The organism is Nodosilinea sp. LEGE 07298, assembly GCF_015207265.1.
Taxonomy (GTDB): domain Bacteria; phylum Cyanobacteriota; class Cyanobacteriia; order Phormidesmidales; family Phormidesmidaceae; genus Nodosilinea.
The window spans coordinates 1-22,288 of record NZ_JADEXE010000089.1; the positions used below are offsets into that span (position 1 = coordinate 1).

The 22,288-nt window shown below is 58.1% G+C and carries 19 protein-coding genes and 1 pseudogene; 8 read left to right on the forward strand and 12 right to left on the reverse strand.

The features are described from left to right. Positions 1 to 213, forward strand: a pseudogene (locus tag IQ273_RS13865) (NUDIX hydrolase); the annotation flags it as partial. A 171-nt stretch (positions 214 to 384) separates the two neighbouring features. On the opposite strand, the gene IQ273_RS13870 reads toward IQ273_RS13865, so the two are convergent. Beyond that, positions 385 to 1,950, reverse strand: coding sequence for an NADH-quinone oxidoreductase subunit M (locus IQ273_RS13870; RefSeq protein ID WP_194023768.1), 1,566 nt, complete (start codon positions 1,948 to 1,950; stop codon positions 385 to 387). A gap of 40 nt (positions 1,951 to 1,990) precedes the next feature. Beyond that, positions 1,991 to 3,847, reverse strand: a complete 1,857-nt coding sequence (locus IQ273_RS13875; RefSeq protein WP_194023769.1) for an NAD(P)H-quinone oxidoreductase subunit F — start codon at positions 3,845 to 3,847, stop codon at positions 1,991 to 1,993. Positions 3,848 to 4,332: 485 nt separating this feature from the next. Here IQ273_RS13875 and IQ273_RS35370 point away from each other — a divergent pair, with 485 nt between their 5' ends. Continuing rightward, positions 4,333 to 6,690 carry a tetratricopeptide repeat protein gene (locus IQ273_RS35370; RefSeq protein WP_194023770.1) on the forward strand — a complete coding sequence of 786 codons (2,358 nt, stop codon included), beginning with the start codon at positions 4,333 to 4,335 and terminating at the stop codon, positions 6,688 to 6,690. A 19-nt stretch (positions 6,691 to 6,709) separates the two neighbouring features. On the opposite strand, the gene IQ273_RS13885 is transcribed toward IQ273_RS35370, so the two are convergent. After that, positions 6,710 to 7,366, reverse strand: a complete 657-nt coding sequence (locus IQ273_RS13885) for a DUF2834 domain-containing protein (protein WP_194023771.1) — start codon at positions 7,364 to 7,366, stop codon at positions 6,710 to 6,712. 266 nt (positions 7,367 to 7,632) lie between these two features. Between IQ273_RS13885 and IQ273_RS13890 the strand changes: the two genes are divergently transcribed. Further along, positions 7,633 to 8,625, forward strand: coding sequence for a pentapeptide repeat-containing protein (locus IQ273_RS13890; protein WP_313898110.1), 993 nt, complete (start codon positions 7,633 to 7,635; stop codon positions 8,623 to 8,625). 5 nt (positions 8,626 to 8,630) lie between these two features. Beyond that, entirely contained in the window at positions 8,631 to 8,954 is a 324-nt protein-coding gene (cutA, locus tag IQ273_RS13895) for a divalent-cation tolerance protein CutA (protein ID WP_397197790.1), read from the forward strand. Between the two features lie 86 nt (positions 8,955 to 9,040). Here the strand turns inward: cutA and IQ273_RS13900 are convergent, their stop codons facing one another. The 3 genes from IQ273_RS13900 to IQ273_RS13910 form a co-directional block, all read right to left on the reverse strand. After that, positions 9,041 to 9,355, reverse strand: coding sequence for a hypothetical protein (locus tag IQ273_RS13900; protein ID WP_194023773.1), 315 nt, complete (start codon positions 9,353 to 9,355; stop codon positions 9,041 to 9,043). A 297-nt stretch (positions 9,356 to 9,652) separates the two neighbouring features. Then, positions 9,653 to 11,629, reverse strand: a complete 1,977-nt coding sequence (locus IQ273_RS13905; protein ID WP_194023774.1) for a heavy metal translocating P-type ATPase — start codon at positions 11,627 to 11,629, stop codon at positions 9,653 to 9,655. Between the two features lie 118 nt (positions 11,630 to 11,747). Continuing rightward, complete coding sequence (locus tag IQ273_RS13910) at positions 11,748 to 12,170, reverse strand: helix-turn-helix transcriptional regulator (protein ID WP_194023775.1); 423 nt, start codon at positions 12,168 to 12,170, stop codon at positions 11,748 to 11,750. 409 nt (positions 12,171 to 12,579) lie between these two features. Here IQ273_RS13910 and gndA point away from each other — a divergent pair, with 409 nt between their 5' ends. The 3 genes from gndA (at position 12,580) to IQ273_RS13925 (ending at position 17,028) form a co-directional block, all read left to right on the forward strand. Continuing rightward, a complete protein-coding gene (gndA, locus tag IQ273_RS13915; protein WP_194023776.1) occupies positions 12,580 to 14,004 on the forward strand; it encodes an NADP-dependent phosphogluconate dehydrogenase in 1,425 nt (474 codons plus the stop codon). A gap of 474 nt (positions 14,005 to 14,478) precedes the next feature. After that, entirely contained in the window at positions 14,479 to 15,462 is a 984-nt protein-coding gene (locus IQ273_RS13920) for a glutathione S-transferase family protein (protein WP_194023777.1), read from the forward strand. A gap of 48 nt (positions 15,463 to 15,510) precedes the next feature. Continuing rightward, positions 15,511 to 17,028 (forward strand): amidohydrolase family protein, encoded by a 1,518-nt coding sequence (locus IQ273_RS13925; protein WP_194023778.1) that lies wholly within the window; start codon positions 15,511 to 15,513, stop codon positions 17,026 to 17,028. Between the two features lie 151 nt (positions 17,029 to 17,179). Here IQ273_RS13925 and IQ273_RS13930 read toward each other — a convergent pair whose 3' ends face one another. From IQ273_RS13930 to IQ273_RS13955, 6 genes are all read right to left on the reverse strand, one after another. Continuing rightward, on the reverse strand, positions 17,180 to 17,320 hold the full coding sequence (locus tag IQ273_RS13930) for a hypothetical protein (protein ID WP_194023779.1): 141 nt from the start codon (positions 17,318 to 17,320) through the stop codon (positions 17,180 to 17,182). A 5-nt stretch (positions 17,321 to 17,325) separates the two neighbouring features. Then, entirely contained in the window at positions 17,326 to 18,279 is a 954-nt protein-coding gene (locus IQ273_RS13935; RefSeq protein WP_194023780.1) for an isoaspartyl peptidase/L-asparaginase, read from the reverse strand. A 77-nt stretch (positions 18,280 to 18,356) separates the two neighbouring features. After that, positions 18,357 to 18,812: a DUF29 domain-containing protein gene (locus IQ273_RS13940; RefSeq protein ID WP_194023781.1), complete on the reverse strand. Its 456-nt coding sequence runs from the start codon at positions 18,810 to 18,812 to the stop codon at positions 18,357 to 18,359. 33 nt (positions 18,813 to 18,845) lie between these two features. Then, positions 18,846 to 18,986 carry a DUF2256 domain-containing protein gene (locus IQ273_RS13945; RefSeq protein WP_194023782.1) on the reverse strand — a complete coding sequence of 47 codons (141 nt, stop codon included), beginning with the start codon at positions 18,984 to 18,986 and terminating at the stop codon, positions 18,846 to 18,848. Further along, on the reverse strand, positions 18,987 to 19,691 hold the full coding sequence (locus tag IQ273_RS13950; protein WP_194023783.1) for a GUN4 domain-containing protein: 705 nt from the start codon (positions 19,689 to 19,691) through the stop codon (positions 18,987 to 18,989). 152 nt (positions 19,692 to 19,843) lie between these two features. Beyond that, on the reverse strand, positions 19,844 to 20,482 hold the full coding sequence (locus IQ273_RS13955) for a response regulator transcription factor (RefSeq protein ID WP_194023784.1): 639 nt from the start codon (positions 20,480 to 20,482) through the stop codon (positions 19,844 to 19,846). 278 nt (positions 20,483 to 20,760) lie between these two features. On the opposite strand from IQ273_RS13955, the gene IQ273_RS13960 reads away from it, so the two are divergent. Further along, the gene (locus IQ273_RS13960) at positions 20,761 to 22,188 is read left to right on the forward strand and encodes an NADP-dependent isocitrate dehydrogenase (protein WP_194023785.1); all 1,428 of its coding nucleotides are present in this window, start codon (positions 20,761 to 20,763) and stop codon (positions 22,186 to 22,188) included. Positions 22,189 to 22,288: the final 100 nt, after the last annotated feature.

Consider the following 22,288-nt stretch of genomic DNA (forward strand, 5'->3'; position numbering starts at 1 on the left):
ATTGTAGAAAACATCTTTGTCTACGAGGGGGAGCCGGGGCATGAGATGGTGTTTGTCTACGACGGGCGGTTTGTGGATGAGTCGCTTTACGATCGCGAGAGTCTGGAGGGGGTAGAGGGGAAGCGGCAGTTTAAGGCGGTATGGCGATCGCCTGTGGCTCTCCGCGCTGGCCCCTGCTATCTGGTGCCAGAGGAGATCTGGACGTTCCTTTAATCTCTCCCCCTCACCGACCTCCCGTAGGGTGCATTAGGCCACAACCAACCGAGGCTGCTGTTCAAGGAATTTGGTATGGCCGTAATGCACCACTTCGAGGATTTGGGCACTGGATTTGGTGCGGGATGGGATGGTGCATTGCTTCGCGAATGCACCCTACGGGGCGATCGCTCATGGCAGGGTTGGCAGGGTGGCGATGGGGAGGGGAATTGTTTCATCCGGGACTACTTCCGTAGGTAATGCTTCAATCACCTCATCGGCCACCACCTCGGTCAGCGCGATCGGTATTGCCGCTAGCATCGCGCTGGCGGTGGGTTCGCCCCACTTCACCAGCCAGTTGGGCTGAATGCCGAGGAAGAGAATTAAACTAGCCAGCACGTAGGCGGGCAGCTTCTCAGAGAAAGTGACCTTGGGGAAGTAAGCGATCGCATTGTCTAGCTTGCCAAAGCAGGTGCGGTTGAGCAAAATCACGAAGTACACCGCCGTCAGGCCGGTACCGATCACCCCCAGCAGGGTTTGTACCGGGTACACTGCATAGCTGCCCTGGAACACCAGAAACTCGGTCACAAACCCGACCAGGCCAGGAATGCCCGCGCTAGCCATCCCCCCCAGCACCAGCAGGGCGCTGACCATCGGCAGACCTCGCACCGGGTTCATTAGCCCGTTTAGCACATCCAGTTCGCGGGTGCCCACCTTGGCTTCGATCACGCCGACCAGGTGAAACAAAATCGCCAGAATAATGCCGTGGGAAACCATCTGGCTGACGGCCCCAGTCAAAGCCAGGTCGGTCATGGCCGCGCCGCCCAGCAGCACATAGCCCATGTGGCCGATCGAGCTGTAGGCCACCATGCGCTTGATGTCTTTCTGCGCGATCGCCGTAATCGCCCCATACAAAACGCTGACCGCTGCCCAGACGGCCAGGTAGGGCGATAGCTCAGCCCAGGCATCGGGAAACAGCCCCAGGCCAAAGCGAAACAGGCCGTAGGTGCCCAGCTTAGCCAGCACCCCACCGAGCATCATCGCCACCGGCGTTGAGGCCGACACGTAGGTATCGGGCAGCCAGGTGTGAAAGGGAACCAGGGGAATTTTGATGCCAAAGGCGACCAGCAGCAGCCCCAGCAGCACGATCTGCCACGCCATCGGTAGATCGTGGCCCATCACTGCGTGGTAGGTGAAATCCTGCGCGCCAGTCAGCCATACCGTGCCTAGGAAACCAGCCAGCATCAGCGCCCCAGAAAACGCCGTGTAGAGCAAGAATTTGGTGGCCGCGTAGGTCTTTTTCTCGCCGCCCCAGATCGCAATCAGCAGGTACAGAGGCACCAGCTCAATTTCGTACAGCAGGAAGAACAGCATCAGGTTTTGGGCCACAAAGGCCCCGGCCACCCCAGCACTCACCAGCAGCAGCAGGCTGTAGAACAGTCGAGGCCGCTCAATCTCGGGGGCGCTGCTCCAGATCGCAATCCAGGTAATCAGGCTGTTGAGGGCCACCATCAGCAGCGATAGCCCATCCAGGCTGAGTTCGTAGTTGAGGCCCAGGGCGGGCAGCCAGGGCAAAAACTCGTGAAACTGAAAGCCGCCAAAGGACAGATCAAACTGGATAAACAGCCAGACCGTCCACAGCAGCGGCAGGGCTGAGACCACCAGGGCACCCGTGCGGGCCTGTTTGCCCGTGAGGCCAGGCCAAAAGCCGATCGCGATCGCGCCAATTAAAGGAATCAGTAGGAGTGGAGTGAGCATGGAAGTGGATGGGTTAGGGGGTGGATGGGTGAGCAGGTCTCTAGAACAGCGCGGTCAGGGCGTGCCAGTTCATCAACACCCCAAGCAGGGCAACGCCGAGGGAAATTGTTAGCACATAGAACTGAAGCTGGCCGCTGTTGCCGTACTTGAGGGTTTCGCCGCTGAACAGGGAAGCAAGGCCGACGGCATTCACCAGGCCATCGACGACGTAGCGATCGAGCCAGTCGGTCAGACGCGACAACATATCGACGCCGAGCACAAAGGTATTGCGGTAGAGCTTGGGCGTGTAGAAGTCGTAGGCCAGCAGGTTTTGCAGAGGCTTTTTCACCAGACCAGCCGGATTTTCAACCACGCGGTTGACGTAGAGCAGGGTGCCTACCGCTGCCCCCAAAATGCTTGACCAGGTGAGCAACAGGGCCATGTCTTTACTCACTTCGGCCCAGACGGGCAGCAGGTTGAGCTGAGCCATTAGCAGGGGCAGGTGCAGGGTAAAGCCTGCGACAATCGCCATCGGCAGCACAATCAGCCAGAGCGGTTCTGGAGCGCGAATGGTCATTTGCTGGGTTTTGCCAGCAAAAATCAGGCCAATCATCCTCGCCAAGCTGAAGGCGGTAAGCCAGTTAACCAGCAGCACAATGGCGACCAGCAAGCCGCGATCGCTCTCCCACAGCCCCGAAACCAGCGAGAGCATGGCCCAAAACCCGCCCAGGGGAGGCAGCGCCACCAGACCCGCAGCTCCAGTCATCATCGCCATCGCGGTCACAGGCCGACGCCCCCACAGACCGCCCATCTGAGTCAAATCTTGAGTGGTGACATTGATGATGATCGAGCCTGCGCCCATCACCAGGGCGGCCATACCCAGGGCATAGATCAGGGCCAGCAGCAGGGCCGCACCGGGCTGGTGAGCCCCGACGGCAATAAACATCAGCCCCATGTAGGCACTGCTGAGGTACGACAGCACCCGCTTAATGTCGATTTGGGCCGCAGAAATTAGCGTCGCGCCGATCGCGGTGACGGTACCCACAGCGATCGCAAAGGCTGAGGCCGTCGACGACAGCGCAATCACCGGCTCCAGCTTCACCAATATCCATACCCCGGTCGTCACCACCACCGCATTCCGCAAAATGGTGCTGGGCAGTGGGCCTTCCATCGCCTCATCGAGCCACAGGTGGAGCGGAAACTGGGCGCACTTGCTCATCGGGCCAGCAATCAGCCCAATGCCAATCAGCGTCATGAGGCCAGCGTCTACATTATTGGCGGTCTGAGCCCAGGCAGCCAGCTCCCGAAAGTCCCAGGTGTAGGTGAGGGGGTAGATAGCCAGCACCGCCATCAGCAGCACCAGGTCGCCCACGCGCTTGGTCAAAAAGGCGTCTCGCGCCCCCGTTACCACCAGCGATTGGTTGTACCAAAAGCCCACCAGCAGGTAAGTCCCCAGGGTCAAAATCTCCAGCAACATGTAGGCGAACAGCAGCGAGTTGCACAGCACCAGGGCGCACAACCCGGCCTCAAACAGGGCCATCATGGCGAAAAACCGACCCCAGCCCCAGTCCATTTCTAAGTAGCCCACGGCGTAGATCTGAGCCAGCAGGTTGAGCCCAGTAATGAGCACGCAGGCCCCCAGGGTAATGGCCGAAGCCTCTAGGGGAATCGTTAAGTTGAGCCCGGCTACGTTTAACCAGGGGGCAAAGAAAAACTGGGGCGACGACTTGCCCCAAAAGGCCAGAAACGCCAGCAGGCTGTGGGTCAGGGCCAAGGCCGTGGTGACAATATTGATGTAGCCTGCCGGACGTGGCCCAGTGCGATGAATCATCGCTGGCGACCAGGGAATCGTCAGCAGCGCCCCCAGCAGCGGGTACAACGGAATTAGCCAGCTGGTTTGAGCCAGAATCGGGGTCATAGTCGGAAAATCCTTGGGCACACAGGACGGCAAAATGTTGCTGGGTGGGGCACAGGCCAAAACCTTACCCATTGATCAGGCATCAGCAGATGATTTACTTAAGTCAATCAAGAAGGGAATTGAATAGAGTTAGGCCTATTACCTATTTGAAATAGAGTTTAGCCAATACTCGGCTTGAAAAGGAAGGGGTGAATTGATTAAAAGCAATTTGTTTTTCATTACCAATTGATAAACTTCAATAATGCATCCCCTTGTAACCGCCAAAACGGCTCCATCAATATTCGGTTACCGCTCTAGATGCACTGACGCCAGTAGCGCCGCTCACATCATCTGACTTAACCCACTCTCCACTCCCATTCCTTTCGCAAAAATTATCCTGACGAGGCGATCGCCCTGCGAAGAGTAAATCAGTAGCGGTGCCCCCCCCTGACGCCCCCTCAGTCGTCACCGCCACACCAGCGGTTTAAATCCTCCGGGGAAATAACGTGGTCGATAATCATTGGTTGACACGGGCCGAGCGCGTTCTAGTAGTTGGATCTGGCGTTGGTGCCGTCGCATCGGTTGCCGCTCAAAATATAGCGCTGGCTTCGGCTCCGCTCACGGTACTTGCTGCTGTCGGGTTACTTAACCGCAGCCGTGTTGAGCAGCAGCTCGAAGAAGCCCAGGAAAAACTTGCCCGCCAGCATCGCCAAACGGGGCATCGCCTGACTAACCTGAGCAAACAGGTGACGGCGATGCCCTCCCCCGAGGCGCTGACCAATTTTCAGCGGACGGTGATGGATCGCAACAACCATTCCTTTATTCGCTTCTCAAAGGAAATGAAGGGGCTTAAAGCCCACGTCAATCAGCGATTAGAAGCGATCGCTACCCCCGACCTCACCAACGTTAATCAGCAGATTGCCCAGCTGCAAGATCAGGCGGCGGCATCCCAAATCAGCTTTGAGAACCTCAACGCTTATATGCAGCGGCTAGCTACTGCCCCCCGGGTGGAGGCGGCCGAGAATAAACTCTCTCGGGTAAAAACCGACCTCATGCAAACCCGCGTGAGTCTTGAAAGCCTGCGTTCAGAAACTCGCTCCTGGGTTGCCAACCTGCAAGACGCCCTGGGGCAAATCGATCGCCGCTGGCATGAGTTTCCCCAAGCCAGCAGCCCTGGCCAATACCGGGCCGAAATGGGCGAGGTGATCAGGGCCATGGCGACCCTAGTGCCTCAGTCAGAATTTGGTCAGCTGGTTGAACACGTCAAAGACCTCACCCGCCAGCAAACTCGACTGGAGCAGGCCCTGACCAAAATTCCGGTGGGTACCGTGGGCGGGGGGGCGACCTCGGTAACAGTACCCAGCACCGCCGAGCTAGAACGGTTGACCGCCGAGGTGCAGCAGCTCCAGCAGCAGGTAAGCCGTCAAGAAACGGCGGGCCACACCCAGGAGCAGGTGCAGCAGGTGGTGTCGCAGTACCTGGGCCAGGTCAAGGCTCAGGTGGCACAGCTCGAAGGGGTGACGCGATCGCTCTCCGAGCGGCAGCAGCAGCTCACCACTCAAATGGTCACAGCCCCTGCTGATGCCGCCAACCGCAAAGCCCTAATTCAGCTGGCGCGGCGGGTGCAGCAGACCGAGACCAGCCTTAAAACCTCCCATCCAGATCCCCCAACTCAGGCTAAGGCGGCCCCGATGGGACTGGCCCAGCCCGACTGGATTGTTGACCTGCCTGTGGCTACCGCGAGCGAACAGCAATCCTTGCCCAGCCGTCAGGCCCTGGAAGCCGCGCTAGAAACCGCCACCCGGCGAGTGCTGCTGGTGTGGCCCTGGGCCAGCTACGTCACCATTGATGAGCCTTTACTCAAGCGGTTTAGCCAGCTGCTAGAGCGGGGCGGCCAGCTCGAAATTGGCTGGTGCCACCGGGGCGACCAGCACGATGGCCGTTTGGCCTGGCGAATTAGCCAGCGCTGGGGCACTGAGTCGAGCCAGCTGCAGTTGCTCAAGGCGGCTCTCAACCAGCTCCTGCCCCTGCGGGAAAACTACCCCGATCGCTTCAAATTCAGAATCATGGGCACTGCCGAGAGCTATCTGGTCTGCGACAGCGGCAGCAGCGCCCCTCCCGAAAACACCTACGCCATCGTCAGCCTCAAGGCGCTGCCTACCCAAAGCGCGGTCATTCCCGACTTGGAAGCCAAGCTGCGCACGGCTGAACCCGCCGTGGTGCAGGCTCTCATGCAGCGTTTCCACAATCCGGTGATTCCCCCCGGCGATGTCGTAGCCTTTTTTAACCGGGGCACCACCCGCCACGACCTGCGCGATCAGCCCGGCGCGATTAGCGACTACAGCCAGGTGATTCAGCTACAGCCCGACCACGCGATCGCCCTCAACAACCGAGGGGTGGCCCAGCTAGAACTGAACCAAGGAGATGCCGCCGAGGTCGACCTGAGCGAGGCCATTGACCAAAATTCCAAATTCTTTGCTCCCTACTGCAACCGGGGCTGGCTGCGCCTAGAGCAGCACCGTTACGCCGCCGCGATCGCCGACTTTACCCAGGCCATTGCCCTCAAACCCCACCTACCGATGGCCTACGTGTATCGGGGCAGCGCCCTGCAAAAGCTGGGCGATTTGAAGGGCGCTGTGCGCGACTACAGTGACGCGATCGCCTGCGGTGACCCGATCGCGTTGCCCTACTGCTACCGCAGTGCCGCCTACCAGAGCCAGGGCGACCAGCAGCGGGCGATCGCCGATCTAGAGCGAGCCAGCGTCTACCTAGAGGCCCAGGGCGACAGCCAGGCCCTATCGTCGGTGCAGCGCACCCTGGGGCGATTGCAGAGCATGGCTGCCAGGTCGCAGGTTTTCCCCTAAAAACTTGTTCTGAGCAGGTTTAGCTTGTAGCCACACCTTCAGCCTCTGAGACCTCCGCCAGAGGTGGTCTCAACGTTAAATACAGGCAGGCACCCACCAGCGGCAGTGCCAGCACCGCCGCCGTAATCCAGGGCTGGCTCAGCTCCCGGCGGGCCATGTCATCCTTCAGCAGCACCGGGAACAGCAGCCACAGGGCACAAAAATCGAGCGACATGACGTGAATGAAGCGGCTGGTTTGCCACTGCTGCCAAAAATCGGGCCAGTCTCCTTTGAGTAATGCAAAGGCGGCTAGGGCGATCGCCCCCGCTGCCAGCACTGCCCCCAGCCAGCGCGACTCCAGCAGCCGCAGGCCCTTAGGACCGCCAAAGCTAGGGTTTGGCTGGCGCAGGCCCAGATAGGGCAGCAGCGCAAAAGCTCCCACCGCAAACGATACCAGGACGAAGGGCCAGGCTCGCAGCTTTTGCCCGTGGCCATCGACCAGGGCCAGGGCGGCGTAGACCATTGGCCAGATTCCCATGGCGTTAAAGAGTGCTACAACGATCGGGTTAATGCCTTCCCAATTACCAGTCGAAAGGCGAAGAATTAAATCGGCAGTATCGGGGCGATCGGGGGGTGCAAGTATAAATGCATACAAAATAAACCCCAACCAAAGACCCCAAAAAAATAATCGATTCATGCTCGCTCAAGTGCTAAGTTTCTCACCAAATTATCAAACAAAAGCAACGAAGGCGCTCAGGCTGAGAAAAAGCAAATAAGCTGTATTCAAGCCACACAGCCTTCAGAAGTGGCAATTGTAAAAAAATAATTAAACACATTTTGAACTGTAAACTTATGTTCCCGATCCTTAGTTAAAGAAGCGTTAACCTTACTCATAAACCTGTTCTTTAAAGTCGCTTTTAATACTTCCTCACAGTCTGTATGACCCAACTATGGGAACTTACCGTGTCCTTATCTGCCCCCCGTGAGTCTGCCAGTTCTCCGGCTCACCACCGAATCATCATGCATATTCAGTACTTTCTGGAGCTATATGAGGCCGGATACCGCAACTTTACGGGCATTAGCCTACCCGGTATCGACTTCAGCCATCACATTTTGGTCGATGTTGACCTCAGTCGTGCCAGCCTTAGGGGTGCCGACTTCAGCCGCTCCTTCCTAACCCAAGCCAACCTTGACCATTCCGACCTCAACTGGGCAAACCTCAGCTTCGCCAAAATGAGCGAAACACGTTTGGTACAGGCCAATCTCACCAAAGCCACCCTGCGGGGAGCATTTTTAGTGAGAGCTGACCTGCGCCGCGCACAGCTCAGCGGCGCTGACCTGTGTCATGCTAACCTGCGCCAGGCCGACTTGCGGGGGGCCAACCTCTGCGGGGCCAACCTCAGCGGCGCTAACCTGCGGGGGGCCAACCTCAGCGGCGCTAACCTGTCCTGGGCACATTTAACCGGGGCACGGCTCAGCGGGGCCGACCTAGAGCGCACCCGCATGAATGCGACCAATCTGGAAGGAGCCTGGCTGAACGGGTTAGACCTACACGGCATGAACCTGGCCGGGGTCAATCTCAAAGAGGCCAAGCTGAACGGGGCTAACCTCGACCACGCCAACCTAAGCTCGGCTAATTTGACCCACACCACCATGCGCGGCGTCAGCCTGGTAGGAGCCAACCTCAGCGGTTCTGATCTCACCGGGGCCGTACTGTGGAACGGTATTCTAGACGGCGTAGACCTATCGCGGGCTGACCTCACCCGTGCCCACCTGGGTGAGGCTTCTCTCAAGGCGGCAGTGGTTGTCGGGACTGAATTTACCGAGTCTGTGCTGCCTGCCGAAGCTCGCGCTTACCTCTATGAAGCGGTACAGGGTGAAACCCGCTGGACCCATCGTCCCGCCCGCGAAACTTTGAACCAGTCGCAGTTTGTCGATCGCATTCCCCAGCAGTAATGGCATTGGTTGAGCCATCCCCATCTTTAGGAATTGTATTGGTCACCGCTGGCTCCGAGGCCGAAGCCGATCGCCTGGCTCACCACCTGGTCGAGGCCCGGTTAGCCGCCTGTGTCAACGTGTTTCCGGTGCATTCTGTCTACCGCTGGCAGGACGAGGTTCAGAGCGAACCCGAGTGGCAGCTAATCATCAAAACCGATCTCAGCCAGTTTGAAGCCCTGAGCCAGGCGATCGCCGAGCACCACAGCTACGAGGTGCCCGAAGTGATCGCGCTGCCGATTGTAGCCGGGCTGCCTGCCTACCTGAGCTGGCTCCAGGCTCAAGTTTAAGCATTTCAACAGCAAAAAAAGAGGCTGACCAATGGCCAGCCCCTGTTCAGCTACTCAAGGAGATTTTTAACCACAATCAAGTCGATTTAGCGACGGTAGGCCAGGGCCACCTCGCTCTCAATTTCAGCTGGCTCAGACACCAAAACGGCTTCGGTTTCGGTGGCCAGGCTCAAATCAGCCTCCGCGTTTAGGGCGGCTTCATTGGCGGCGGCAGCTTGGGCCAGTCCCCGTTGACGCATCAGCACGGTGCCGCCGGTCAGCAGAGCTGCGATCGCTCCCAAACCGCCCAGTGCCGCCCCTAGAGCATTGCTGTCTGGGGAAGACGCCCACCACCCGCCCGGAGTATCGCCAGAGGTGTTGACCTGAGGCGTATCGAACTTAGAAAATGGGCAGCCCAACATTGAATTCCCAGGCAGTGCAGAAGCAACCAGGAGACCAGTCGCAGCCACAGATGTCACCAGTGCAGATCGAGAAAGGAGGTTCATAGCTAATTGAGAGAGAGAACATCACGACTCAAGGTCATTGTTGCGGTACTCTTCTGATCTCACAGCTGCAAAGGCTACAGAATTTGGAGAAAACCGACAAGACCAACGGAGTATCTATCCAAGGGTAGAAAGCCGGGATTATAGCGAGCACTGACGCTCTGAACCTGCACTAGTTCAGAGCATCAGTGCCCTCAAAAGACCAGCAGCGATCCTTTAGCGCTGCCTGAAAATGCGTCCGGCGTTCAAAATGGCAAGCAGGGCAACGCCGACATCGGCAAACACGGCTTCCCAAAGGGTGGCCACACCGATCGCGCCCAGGGCAATAAACAGCGCCTTCACCCCCATCGCAAACCAAATGTTTTGCCAGACAATGCGCCGGGTTCTGTGGGCGATTTGAATGGCTTCGGCCACCTTCGAGGGGGCGTCGGTCATAATCACCACATCGGCGGTTTCGATCGCCGCGTCTGACCCCAGGCCGCCCATGGCAATGCCCACATCGGCTCGGGCAATCACCGGAGCATCGTTAATGCCGTCGCCCACAAAGGCCACTTTGCCGTTGGTCTGGCGGGCGCGATGCAGGAATTCTTCCAGGGCCGTGACCTTATCTTCGGGCAGGAGTTCGGCCCGGTACTGGTCGAGGCCGAGCTGACGGGCAATGCGATCGGCTACCGACTGGCTGTCGCCGGTCAGCATTGCGGTGGCTACGCCCTGGTCGTGGAGGGCGCGAATGGCGGCGGCGGCGTCAGTTTTCAGCTCGTCGGCAATTAGAATGCGGCCGCTGTACTCGCCATCGACGGCCAGGTGGGCCACGGTGCCCTCGACCACGCAAACATCGTGGGGAATGGCCTCACGGTGCAGGAGGCGATCGCTACCCGCCAGCACAATCTGCCCATTCACCCTGGCCCGAATGCCGTAACCAGGAATTTCTTCGTAGTCCTGAATTTTAGATTCATCGATGGTTTGGCCGTAGGCCTGGCGAATGGACTGCGCCACCGGGTGGTTGGACTGCGATTCGGCCTGAGCGGCCAGCTCCAGCAGTTGGGCAGAATTCAAGCCATTGTGGGTGACAACATCGGTAACGCGAAAGTTGCCCTGGGTGAGGGTGCCGGTTTTGTCAAAGACGACGGTTTTGACCTGGGCCAGGGTATCGAGGTAGGTCGAGCCTTTGACTAAAATGCCGCGCCGCGCCGCCCCACCCACGCCGCCAAAGTAGCCCAGCGGAATGCTAATCACCAGGCCGCAAGGGCAGGAAATCACTAGCAGCACCAGGGCGCGGTAGGCCCACTCGGCCTGGGATGCCCCGGCTATCAGCAGCGGCGGCAGAATGGCCACCGCCAGGGACAGAAACACCACCACCGGGGTGTAGTAGCGGGCAAAGCGGGTGATGAATTTTTCGGTGTCGGCTTTTTTGCTGCTGGCGTTTTCCACCAGGTCCAAAATTTTGGCGATCGACGACTCGGTAAAGGGTTTGCTCACTCGCACGGTCAGCGATCGCGACTGGTTGATCATCCCCGCCAGCACGGGTTCGCCGGGGGCAACGCGGCGCGGTACCGATTCTCCGGTCAGGGCCGAAGTGTTGACCAGCGAGGTGCCCTCTAGAACCTCGCCATCCAGGGGTACTTTTTCGCCGGGGCGCACCAAAATCAGGTCGCCGACAGTGACCGTATCGGGCGTTACCTGACGAATGTCGCCACCGACCTTGAGGTTGGCGGTATCGGGCTGCACCGCCAGCAGAGCCTTGATGGAGCGGCGCGATCGCCCCACCGAATAGCCCTGAAATAGCTCCCCCACTTGAAAGAACAGCATCACCGCCACTGCCTCGGGAATCTCGTGAATGGCGATCGCGCCCAGGGTGGCAATGGTCATCAAAAAGTTTTCGTCAAAGATGCGGCCCCGCAAGATGTTGCGCCCCGCCGTGGTCAATACGCCCCAGCCGCTGATTAGGTAGGCGGGCAGCAACACGGCATACTCAGCGACAGCCCAGGGGGTATTGTGCAGCGCCTCGTGAAAGACTAGCCCGATCGCCAGCAGCACCGCCGCGATCGCGATCGGGATCAGCTCGCGCCGCAGGTTGAACTCGCCGGAGCCGTGGTCATGGCCGCAGCAGTCATCGTGGCCCCCAACAGGCGTGGGACTCGGGGTAGCACAGTGATCCTGGGTGCAGTGGTCGTGGGAATGGAGTTCTGCCATAGGGTTACCTGCGGCGCATCTGAATATCTGAAAGACTATTCAGATAATACATTATTCGGGAGCCAATTCTCAAAGATGCGGCCCTACTCAGGCAACTGCTGCCTGAGAACATGCTGCTCTAGCCTTCATCTAGATGATCGGCCACTTCGCGATAGAGGGTCGCAATGTGGTTGTCGGCCAGGCCGTAGTAGACGTTGCGGCCCTGGCGGCGGTACTTGACCAGCCGCTGCGATCGCAGTACCCGCAGCTGGTGCGACACTGCCGATTCGCCCATTTTGACTGCCGCCGCTAAATCGCAAACACACAGCTCCTGCTGGGCCAGGGCCGACAGCAGCTTGAGCCGGTGAGGGTCAGAGAGGGCGCTAAAAAACTCCGCCATCCGCTGCGCTTTCGGAGTGCTTAGCACCTCGGGCTGCACCTGGCGCACGTTGTCTAAATGCACCAGCGATTCGGCACAGGCTGGGGCCTCGACCCCCCGATCGGGTTGTATCTGGGCCAGTTGTGTCTTTGTAGAATGAGAATCAGCCACTAAAGTATCCATTGCAGCATCATCTCTATGATACTGAGAATCATTACCGTCTGAATACCTGTTCAAATATGGGGCAAGGGGTACTTTTGCTGAATCAAGGATCCTGAACTTCGAAATTAACGTCAACCTGTGCAGCTGCCACAACAAATCCCCCTATAGACTGATCAAAAGTAAGGGCTAAGCCTAAAGACCTGCCTCTCAAGATTGCTTAAACCTTTTGCCGAGGTCAGCAATTCCTGGCTTTTGAGCCTCACACCTAAAGAAAACCTTTGGGAGCATGGTCATCCCGAAAAAGTTGTTTAGTCTGTTGACAGATTTGATGCCATCGGCAATCCCATTAATGTTCTATTAGCACTCATTCCATAGTTTTCCGTAGAAACCCGTTTCCAACTTTTGACCGAACTGTTACCGAGATATTGATATGGCACAGAGTTTTGGTGTAATTGGCCTTGCCGTTATGGGCGAGAACCTGGCGCTCAACGTTGAGAGCAAGGGCTTTCCGGTGTCGGTGTACAACCGCACCGCTGCGGTGACCGAGCGTTTTATGGAAAAGCGGGCTCAGGGCAAGAACGTGAAGGCGGCCTATAGCCTTGAAGAGTTTGTCGAGTCCCTAGAGCGACCCCGAAGGATTCTGGTCATGGTGAAAGCGGGGGCTCCGGTAGATGCGGTTATTAACCAGCTGCGCCCCCTGCTCGATGACGGCGACATGATTATGGACGGCGGCAACTCCCTCTACGAAGACACCGAGCGCCGCACGAAAGACCTTGAATCTACTGGCCTGCGCTTTATTGGTATGGGCGTCAGCGGTGGTGAAGAGGGGGCGCTGCTCGGCCCCAGCCTGATGCCCGGCGGCACCCGTGCGGCCTATGACTCGATCGAGCCGATCGTGAAGAAAATCGCGGCCCAGGTCGACGATGGCCCCTGCGTTACCTACATTGGCCCTCGCGGCGCTGGCCACTACGTCAAAATGGTGCACAACGGCATTGAGTACGGCGACATGCAGCTGATTGCCGAAGCCTATGACCTGATGAAGAGCGTGTTGGGTCTCGACCACAACCAGCTCTTTGACGTGTTTGCCGAATGGAATCTGACCGAAGAGCTAGATTCCTTCCTGATTGAAATTACCACCGACATTTTCACCAATATCGACCCTGATACCAATAAGCCGCTGGTCGAGCTGATTATGGATGCGGCGGGTCAGAAGGGCACCGGTCGCTGGACGGTGATGAGCGCCTTGGAGCTGGGGGTGGGCATTCCGACGATTACGGCGGCGGTCAACGCGCGGATTATGTCGTCGATTAAAGAAGAGCGGGTGGCGGCCTCGAAGGAGCTGAGCGGCCCGACCGCGAGTTTTGATGGCGATGCCAAGGCCATGATCAATAAAATTCGCGATGCACTCTACTGCTCGAAGATTTGCTCCTACGCCCAGGGTATGGCGCTGATTGGCGCGGCTTCTAAGGCTTATGAGTACGATGTTAACTTGGGCGAAACGGCCCGGATTTGGAAGGGTGGCTGCATTATTCGGGCGCGCTTTTTGAACAAGATCAAGCATGCCTACGATGAGAATCCCAGCCTGCCCAACCTGCTGCTGGCCCCTGAGTTTAAGCAGACGATTCTCGATCGCCAGTCGGCCTGGCGAGAGGTAGTCGCGATGGCGGCGACGTTTGGCATTCCGGTACCGGCGTTTAGCGCCTCGCTGGATTACTTTGATAGCTACCGGCGCGATCGCCTGCCTCAGAACTTGACTCAGGCCCAGCGCGACTACTTTGGGGCTCACACCTACCAGCGGATTGATAAGGAAGGTACGTTCCATACTGAGTGGACGAAGGCTCCGGCTCGCGTGTAGAGGTTTTACAGCAAAAGACAACCGCCAATCCGTTTTGGGCTGGCGGTTTTTTGGTATCCCGTAGGGGCGAACGCTTGTTCGCCCAATGCAACATCTCTAGCTTAAATCTGTCGTAGGGTGGGCACTGCCCACCACAAAACTACGGCTTTTCTACCTAGAATATGCTTCCTGGAGCACGCGTCGTGGGGCACTTGCTGGGTAGCGTGGGTTGCCGATCGCGGCGCACAACCTGAACCAAAAGCCAAATCTACTGCTGGGGCCATTTCGCTGGCCCCAGACCCCCATCGACAATGACGTTCCGTCGTCCTTGACCTCACGGAAAGGATGGGTTGATCATCGGTTTAAACCTTTGTTCTGCCCATTGGCCTGTGGGCAACTACGATGGGCTTTAGCCGCTCGTAGGGTGCATTCGCGAAGCAATGCACCGCCCAAACGTTCTTTATAGTAGAAACATCCTCTCTCACAAAAGATTCTATGGCTGGTCTTCCACCGGGTTTGCTGATTCGCACCGCTAAGCAGGTTTGGACGACACTGTGGCAGACGATGATGGGGCAGATGGCCCCTAGCAGCAAGGGTGGTGCCTATCAGCGGCCCGAGAGTGAGTTTCGGCGGTGGGTTAAGCCGGATGGAGAATATCCGCCCGAGGCGAATCGCTATCAGCTGATTGTGGGGATGGGCTGCCCGTGGGCACACCGAACGCTGGTAACGCGGGCGCTGAAGGGGTTGGAGGGAGCAATCGCGGTTCTCCCGGTCGTGCCCTCACCTGACGAGGGCTGCTGGGTGTTTGAAGTGCCTTTTCGCGGCTGTCGGACGCTGCCTGAGCTGTATCGTCAGGCTCAGCCGGGGTATAAGGGGCGGGCGACGGTGCCGGTACTGTGGGATACGCAGACGGCTAGCATCGTCAACAACGAGAGCGCTGAGATCATCGTGATTTTGAACGAAGCGTTTGACGAGTGGGCGACGCACCCGGAGGTTGACCTATATCCTGACGCGCTCAGAGCTGAAATTGACCAGTGGAACGATCGCACTTACCCCGCCGTAAACAATGGCGTCTACCGCTGCGGCTTTGCTCAAACCCAGGCCGCCTACGATCGCGCCGTTAGCGAGCTGTTTGAGATGCTGGATACGATCGATCGGGCGCTGGCGCAGCATCCCTACCTTTGCGGCGACAGGGTAACGCTGGCGGATGTGCGGCTGTTTACGACGCTGTTTCGCTTCGATGTGGTTTACTACAGCTTGTTTAAGTGCAACCGCCGCCGCATTCAAGACTATGCTCACCTTGGCCCCTACCTGCGCCGCCTGTATCAGCTGCCGGGGGTGGCCGAAACCTGCGATATTGAGGCGGTTAAGCGTGACTACTACGGCAACCTGTTTCCATTGAACCCTGGGGGCATCATTCCCTCTGGGCCAGATCTGGCGTATTTGAACACGACTGTTGAAATGCTGACCAATGCATAGCGATCGCCCATCAGCTCAATTCACCACCAAACAGGGATCCCTACTCCTATGACCGATATCCGCTTGATTCGAGGCCGCTGGGTGTTGACGGGTGACAGCATTCTGACTGACGCTGCGATCGCCATTCAAGCCGACACAATACTGACTGTGGGAGACTGGGAAGCCCTGCGCGCTCAATACCCCCAGGCCGAGGTGCTGGGGTCTGAGCAGTTTGCGGTCATGCCGGGGCTGGTCAACGCTCACCACCACAGCAACGGGGTGCCGAACTCGCTGCAGGGTATTGACGATGACTTTCTGGAGCTGTGGCTGTTGGCCAACCTGGGGTTGAGAAGCCAGGATACCCAGCTTAAAACGCTGCTGAGCATTGCCCAACTCCTGAAAAGCGGCGTGACGACCGTGGTGGATGTGTCGAGAATTTCAGGGTCTATTACCGACTGTCGCGAAGATTTAACCGCCCGATTGAGGGCCTATGAGCAAGCGGGTATGCGGGTGGCCCTAAACCCCGGTGCCAACTACCAGAGCTACCTGGTGCACGAAGAAGATCAGGCGTTTTTAGCAACGCTGCCCAGCGGGTTGCGGCAGCAGCTGACTGAAATCGTGCCCCTAACCCAGGCTCTAGCCCCAACAGACTATCTGGCGCTGATTACAGATCTGGTCAAAGACTATCAAGCCCATCCCCACATTGATGTTTGGTTTGGGCCACCGGGGCCACAGTGGGTGGGTGACGCGCTACTGGTGCAAATTGTCGAGGCGGCTGAGCGCTTGGGTACCCAGGTGCAGACCCATGCCCTAGAGTCGCTGCCAGAAAAGCTGATTGGCCCTCGTTTCTACGGCAAATCGCTGATTGCTCACCTGCAAGAGCTAGGCGTGCTCAGCCCCCGCTTTTCGATCGCCCACGGCACCTGGCTCACCGAATCAGATATCGAAATCATGGCTGAAACTGGAGCCGCCGTGAGCCACAACCCCAGCTCTAACCTCAGGCTGCGAGCCGGAGTCGCGCCCCTCAATGCCATGCTGGCGGGCGGGGTAACGGTTGGTCTGGGTATGGACGGCAACAGCCTGGGCGATGACGAAGACATGTTCGCCGAAATGCGGCTGGCCGCCCGGCTGCACCGCACCCCGCAGTTGGGCAGCCCCGCCCCCAGCTACGCCGATATTTTTTCGATGGCGACTACAGGCGGGGCCAAGCTAATGGGGCAGGCTCACCGCATTGGCAAACTAGCTCCGGGCTATCAGGCCGATGTGGTGCTGGTTAACTGCGATCGCCTCACCTGGCCCTGGGTTGCGCCCGATGTTGATCCGCTCGCCCTCGTGTTGATTCGAGCCAAGGCCATGGATGTAGACACGGTGCTGGTGGGAGGTAAGGTAGTGCTGCGATCGGGCCTGCCGACGGGTTTTGACCTACAGGCGATCGGAGAGGCGATCGCGGCTGAGCTTGAGGATCAGCCCACCCCGCATCAGCGCAACGCCCTTGTGACCGAGCTAAAGCCCTACCTAGCCGACTGGTACGCCCGCTGGGAAATGCCGTCACTGAAACCCTATGCGGCGTTTAACTCACGCACGTAGTCCACATTTACAGCGACTGTAGCCACTGTAGGGTGGGCAATGCCCACCAGGAAACTTTTTTCAGAAGTCGCCTTAGGCCTATTGATAGCGCTGACTAGTTCTCAGGTCGATGTCCGCTGCACGGGCAGGGCTGAGAGATAATTGGCAGGGTCTACTGAGAGATAAACCCGGTTGCCAGCAGGGGTAGCAAAATCAGCGCGGTCAAAATCACCATCAGGGTTGGCACGTCGATTTTGAGCACGTTTTTTTCAGAAGCCGCAGGATTGCGTTTGGACTCATTAGGGTCAGCCATAGAGGTCATACCACTCCGGTTAAGGTACCTGAGTTTAACTCTAGGGTGTCACCGATGGCCTCGCCCGTGTGGTAGGCCGCGATCAGCACCTCGCTGGTTTTGCCCCAGGCGATATCCCCTTGGTGGCTGAGGGCGATCGCGCCAAAATCCCGCCCATTAGCCGTGGCTTCCGCAAAAGACTTCTTAAAAGCAGCGGCAATATCCATACCATCGGTTACCCGCACGACAATGCGGGCCGCCAGGCATTCGTCAAGAATGTCTTCGCCGATGCCCGTGCAGCTCACCGCCGCTGCGCCAGTGGCGTAGTTGCCTGCCGGGGTCGCCGAGTCGCTGACGCGGCCCAGTCGCTCTAGGCCTTTGCCCCCGGTGGAGGTGCCCACGGCCAGACGTCCCTCCATATCTAACACCACCACCCCAATCGTGCCCCGTCTGCTCTCAGAGGTCGCGGGCACTTCTACCGCCTCCGCGACCACTCCGGCCATCGGGCTTTGAAAATTGTTGGCCCGCTCCTGCATCCATTCCTTTAGGCGCAGGTCGGTGATTGGGTCAAAGGGCGCAATGGCCATCTCACGGGCTAGCTCAACCGCCCCCAGATCAGACAGCACGCGATCGGGAAAGGGCTGTAGGTAGGCCGCTAGGTCAATCGGGTGCCGCACCCGCGACACATTGATAATGCCGCTAAACCGCTGGGCCTCGCCATCCATCAGGCCCGCACTCATGCGCACCTGGCCATCAGATTGCAGCACCGAGCCGTAGCCCGCATTGAAGTGGGGAGAATCTTCCATCAGCTGGCAGCCCAGCACCACGCAATCGCGGGCGCTAGCCCCGGCCTCAGCTTTGCCATAGACCTGCTTGACAATACTGTACAAGTCTTCGCGCAGCGCTACCAGTCGCTCCCTGTGGCCGTGGGAGCTACCGGCTCCTCCATGGATAATCACCTTTGGTAACGCCTGCGTCATGGTGTGTGCCCCTTAAAAATGCCTTTTAATTTTAAGGGGTTGATCGCGGCGCGACTGTAGCGTAGGCGATCGCGCGGCTAGTCTAGCTCGCTGGGTGCTCCCGGATAAAAGGCTTCATCTAAAATTTGATCGAGAGAGTAGAGACACTGAAGCGGAAAGGTTGGCTCGGGTAGGTCGGTTTCGGCGATCGCTAGATCCCTACCATTAGCGTAGGCATGCTCAAAAATTGCCTCTAAATCTGGTTTCAGGCTGGGGTTTTCTTTCAGCAGACGCAGGGCATCTCGTCGCTGAATCCGAATGGTAGCTAGCCAGCTGCGGCTACGGCACTGGGGCTGGTACTGCCATTTCAGTAGATGCCCCAGCAGTACGCTCAGTCGGTTGCGGAGTTCCTGACGCTGTTGCCGACCCAAGGATTCAATCTCCTCAATTAGGTTGGGCAAATCGAGTTTGTCCCAGTGGCGATGGCTCAGGAGTTTGGCCTGTTCCAAGGTCCAGGCGTAGAAATCGGTGTCATAAAGGCTGTGGTTAGACATGGGTCAGCCTAACGAGAATGGCTTAATTTTAGGCTAGCGGCGGCGGCGGCAGCGATCGCTGCAATACTTCACCTCATCCCAGCAGTCGGCCCATTTTTTGCGCCAGGTAAAAGGGCGCTGGCACACTGGGCACACCTTGGTAGGCAGGTCGGACTTAGCCCGCTGTTTTGGCACCTACGCCTCCTCAGACCAGGCGGGGTGGGTCATTAGAGACGACATCATCCGCACGCCCCGTAGCTGGTTCGACAGCGGCAGGTGGCCGTCGGGGGCGCTCAAATCCCACACAAAGCCGCCGGGGTAGCGGGTCCAAATATTGTCGTCTTTCCAGGCCAGACGGGGCCAGAGTTTATCCCAGTTTTGGCCCAGGCTGAGCCAGATGCGCCGCTGCACCGAGAAGCCAAACTTACCCTCGGAGTAGGCCAGCCACAGGCGATCGATGGTCTGCAAATCGACGATCGAAATCTGCTCGACTTCAGTGAAGTAGACCCATTTGCGCTTCACTGCCGTTGGCCCCGCCAGCTCACACAGCTTCGCCAGGGTCAGGCGATCGGCTTCCTCAAAGTCTTGTTTAATCAGCAAATCTTGCAGCGGTTCATAGTCGACGCCCTGCTCCGACGGCATCTTCAGCCGCCCCTGGGGCCAGTGCTGGGTAAGCAGCCCGCGTAGATTTTCCTGCTCTGTAGCGTAGAGCATCTGAAAAATCTTGCCGTCTAGAATTGTAGCTGGCTCATCTTTGCGCTCGACCAGGGTAGTGGTCAATACCTCCAGACCATCCTGCCCCAGGGCCAGCAGTTCGTGCACCGCCGAAAGCTGCTTTTTGAGTGAATCGCCCCGCAACCGATCGCGCAAATCCACCAGTATGTCGCTGTCCGAAACCATAGATACCGCTAACGTCAGCCATAGGAGTGCCCTTTACTCATGATATGGCATCAGTGGCGGCCTTTTGGGTGAGTGGGGGAGTAGATGAGTGGATGGCTTAACCTTCAACATTTTTCATTTTTTGGATTCCGTCTACCCATCCACCTACTCACCTACCCACTCACCTCTCCTTCCGGCATCCGATAGCCTTGCTCAAAGGCAAAGCGCACGATCTGCGCTCGATTTTCCAGGTTGAGTTTAGTCAGCATGTTGCTGAGGTGGGTCTGCACCGTACGGGGGCTGAGAAAGAGGTGTTCACCAATCTGCTTGTTGGTAAAGCCCTGCACCACTTCCCAAAAGACCCGCTCTTCGGCGGGGGTAAGGGGTAGAGGCGAAGGGTTACTCGCTTTCTCAACCATGCGCTCCAGGGCGCTATGGAAGCGCTGCGATCGCGCGATCGCCCCCTTCACCTTGGCAATCAACTCCTGGGCTGAAAATGGCTTGACCAAGTAGTCGTCGGCCCCCAGCAGGTGCCCCTGCACCCGATTGTTGACTTCTCCCAAGCTAGAGAGAAAGATGAATGGCACCATTTCCCCCTCGGGTTTAGAGCGCAGCAGGTGGCAAAATTCAAACCCATTCATGCCCGGCATCATGATGTCTGACACCACGACATCGGCCACCCTAGTTGTGAATAGCTCTAATGCCTCCTCCCCCGAAGTTGCGTTTACCACGTCAAAGCCCTGGTCTTGAAGGCGTCGGGTTAGGGCTAGCTGTATGGTGGCGTCATCATCAACAACTAGAACAGTGCTCATGAATTCAGGACTCCAAAGGTACACACGATAAGAGATCGCCGAAAAAATTGATTGGGAAGCAGCGGCGCGCAGCAAAATCACGATTACTGCTGCAAATCAGAAAGCCCAGACTGAAAGGGACACAGCTCAGTGCAGCGCATCCATTGCCTAGACCACATTGACGACCCCCTGCGATCGAGGGATTTTAGGCTTCAATCTAATTCGTTGCTAAACGAGCAAAAATCTGGGTTAAAGCGCATTAAACTATGGGTTGTTTTGTCGTTTGCGGGCAATTTGCGATGTACGAACGGATCACTCCCCCGGCAGTAGGCGACCGCATCACCTTCAAAGATGGCGAACCAGTTGTACCAGACACGCCTATCATTCCCTACATCCGTGGCGATGGAACGGGGGTAGATATTTGGCCTGCGGCGCAGCGAGTGTTCGATGCGGCGGTGGCCGCAGCCTACGGCGGCAAGCGTGAGATTGTCTGGTTTCGGGTCTACGCGGGCGACGAAGCTTGCGAGCAGTACGGCACCTACCAGTACCTGCCCGACGACACTCTCAAGGCCATCGAAGAGTACGGCGTGGCGATCAAGGGGCCGCTCACTACCCCTGTCGGCGGCGGTATTCGCTCCCTCAACGTTGCCCTGCGCCAGATCAACGACCTCTACGCCTGCGTGCGCCCCTGCAAGTACTATCCCGGTACCCCCTCGCCCCACCACAGCCCCGAAAAGCTCGACGTCATTATCTATAGAGAGAACACCGAAGACATCTACCTCGGCATCGAGTGGAAGCAGGGCGATCCGGTTTGCGATCAGCTGATTAAACTGCTCAACACCGAGCTGATCCCCGCCACCCCTGAGCACGGCAAAAAGCAAATTCCCCTCGACTCAGGCATTGGCATTAAGCCGATCAGCAAAACCGGCAGCCAGCGCCTAGTGCGCCGGGCCATGAAGCACGCCCTGCGCCTGCCCAAAGACAAGCAGCAGGTCACCCTGGTACACAAGGGCAACATTATGAAGTACACCGAGGGGGCCTTCCGCGACTGGGGCTACGAGCTGGCCACCAGCGAGTTTCGAGATGAGTGCGTGACCGAGCGCGAGTCGTGGGTGTTGGGCAATAAGGAAGCCAACCCCGACCTGTCTACCGAGGAGAACGCCCGCCAGATCGAACCCGGCTACGACGCGCTAACGCCCGAAAAAAAAGCGGCTATCTGCGCCGAGGTGGAGGGTATCTTGGCGGCTATTTGGGAGACCCACGGCAATGGCCAGTGGAAAGACAAGATCATGGTCAACGATCGCATTGCCGACAGCATCTTCCAGCAGATTCAAACCCGGCCCGATGAGTACTCCATTCTTGCCACCATGAACCTGAATGGCGATTATCTCTCGGATGCGGCAGCGGCGATTGTTGGCGGCTTGGGCATGGGGCCAGGGGCCAACATTGGCGACACCTGCGCTGTGTTTGAGGCCACCCACGGCACTGCCCCCAAGCACGCCGGGCTCGATCGCATCAACCCCGGCTCGGTCATTCTCTCGGGGGTAATGATGCTGGAGTACATGGGCTGGCAAGAGGCGGCGGATCTGATTAAGAAGGGGATGGGGGCCGCGATCGCCTCCCGCGAAGTCACCTACGACCTGGCCCGCATGATGGAGCCACCTGTCAATCCGCCCTTGAAGTGCTCGGAGTTTGCTGAAGCGATCGTCAAGCACTTCGACGATTGAGAACGGTTCAGGAGGCATTATCCTCAGCTCTCCGTAGGGGCAAACGGTTGTTTGCCCTGTCAACCTGGCGTGAAATCCAGATAACCCCTCGGGTGGGATC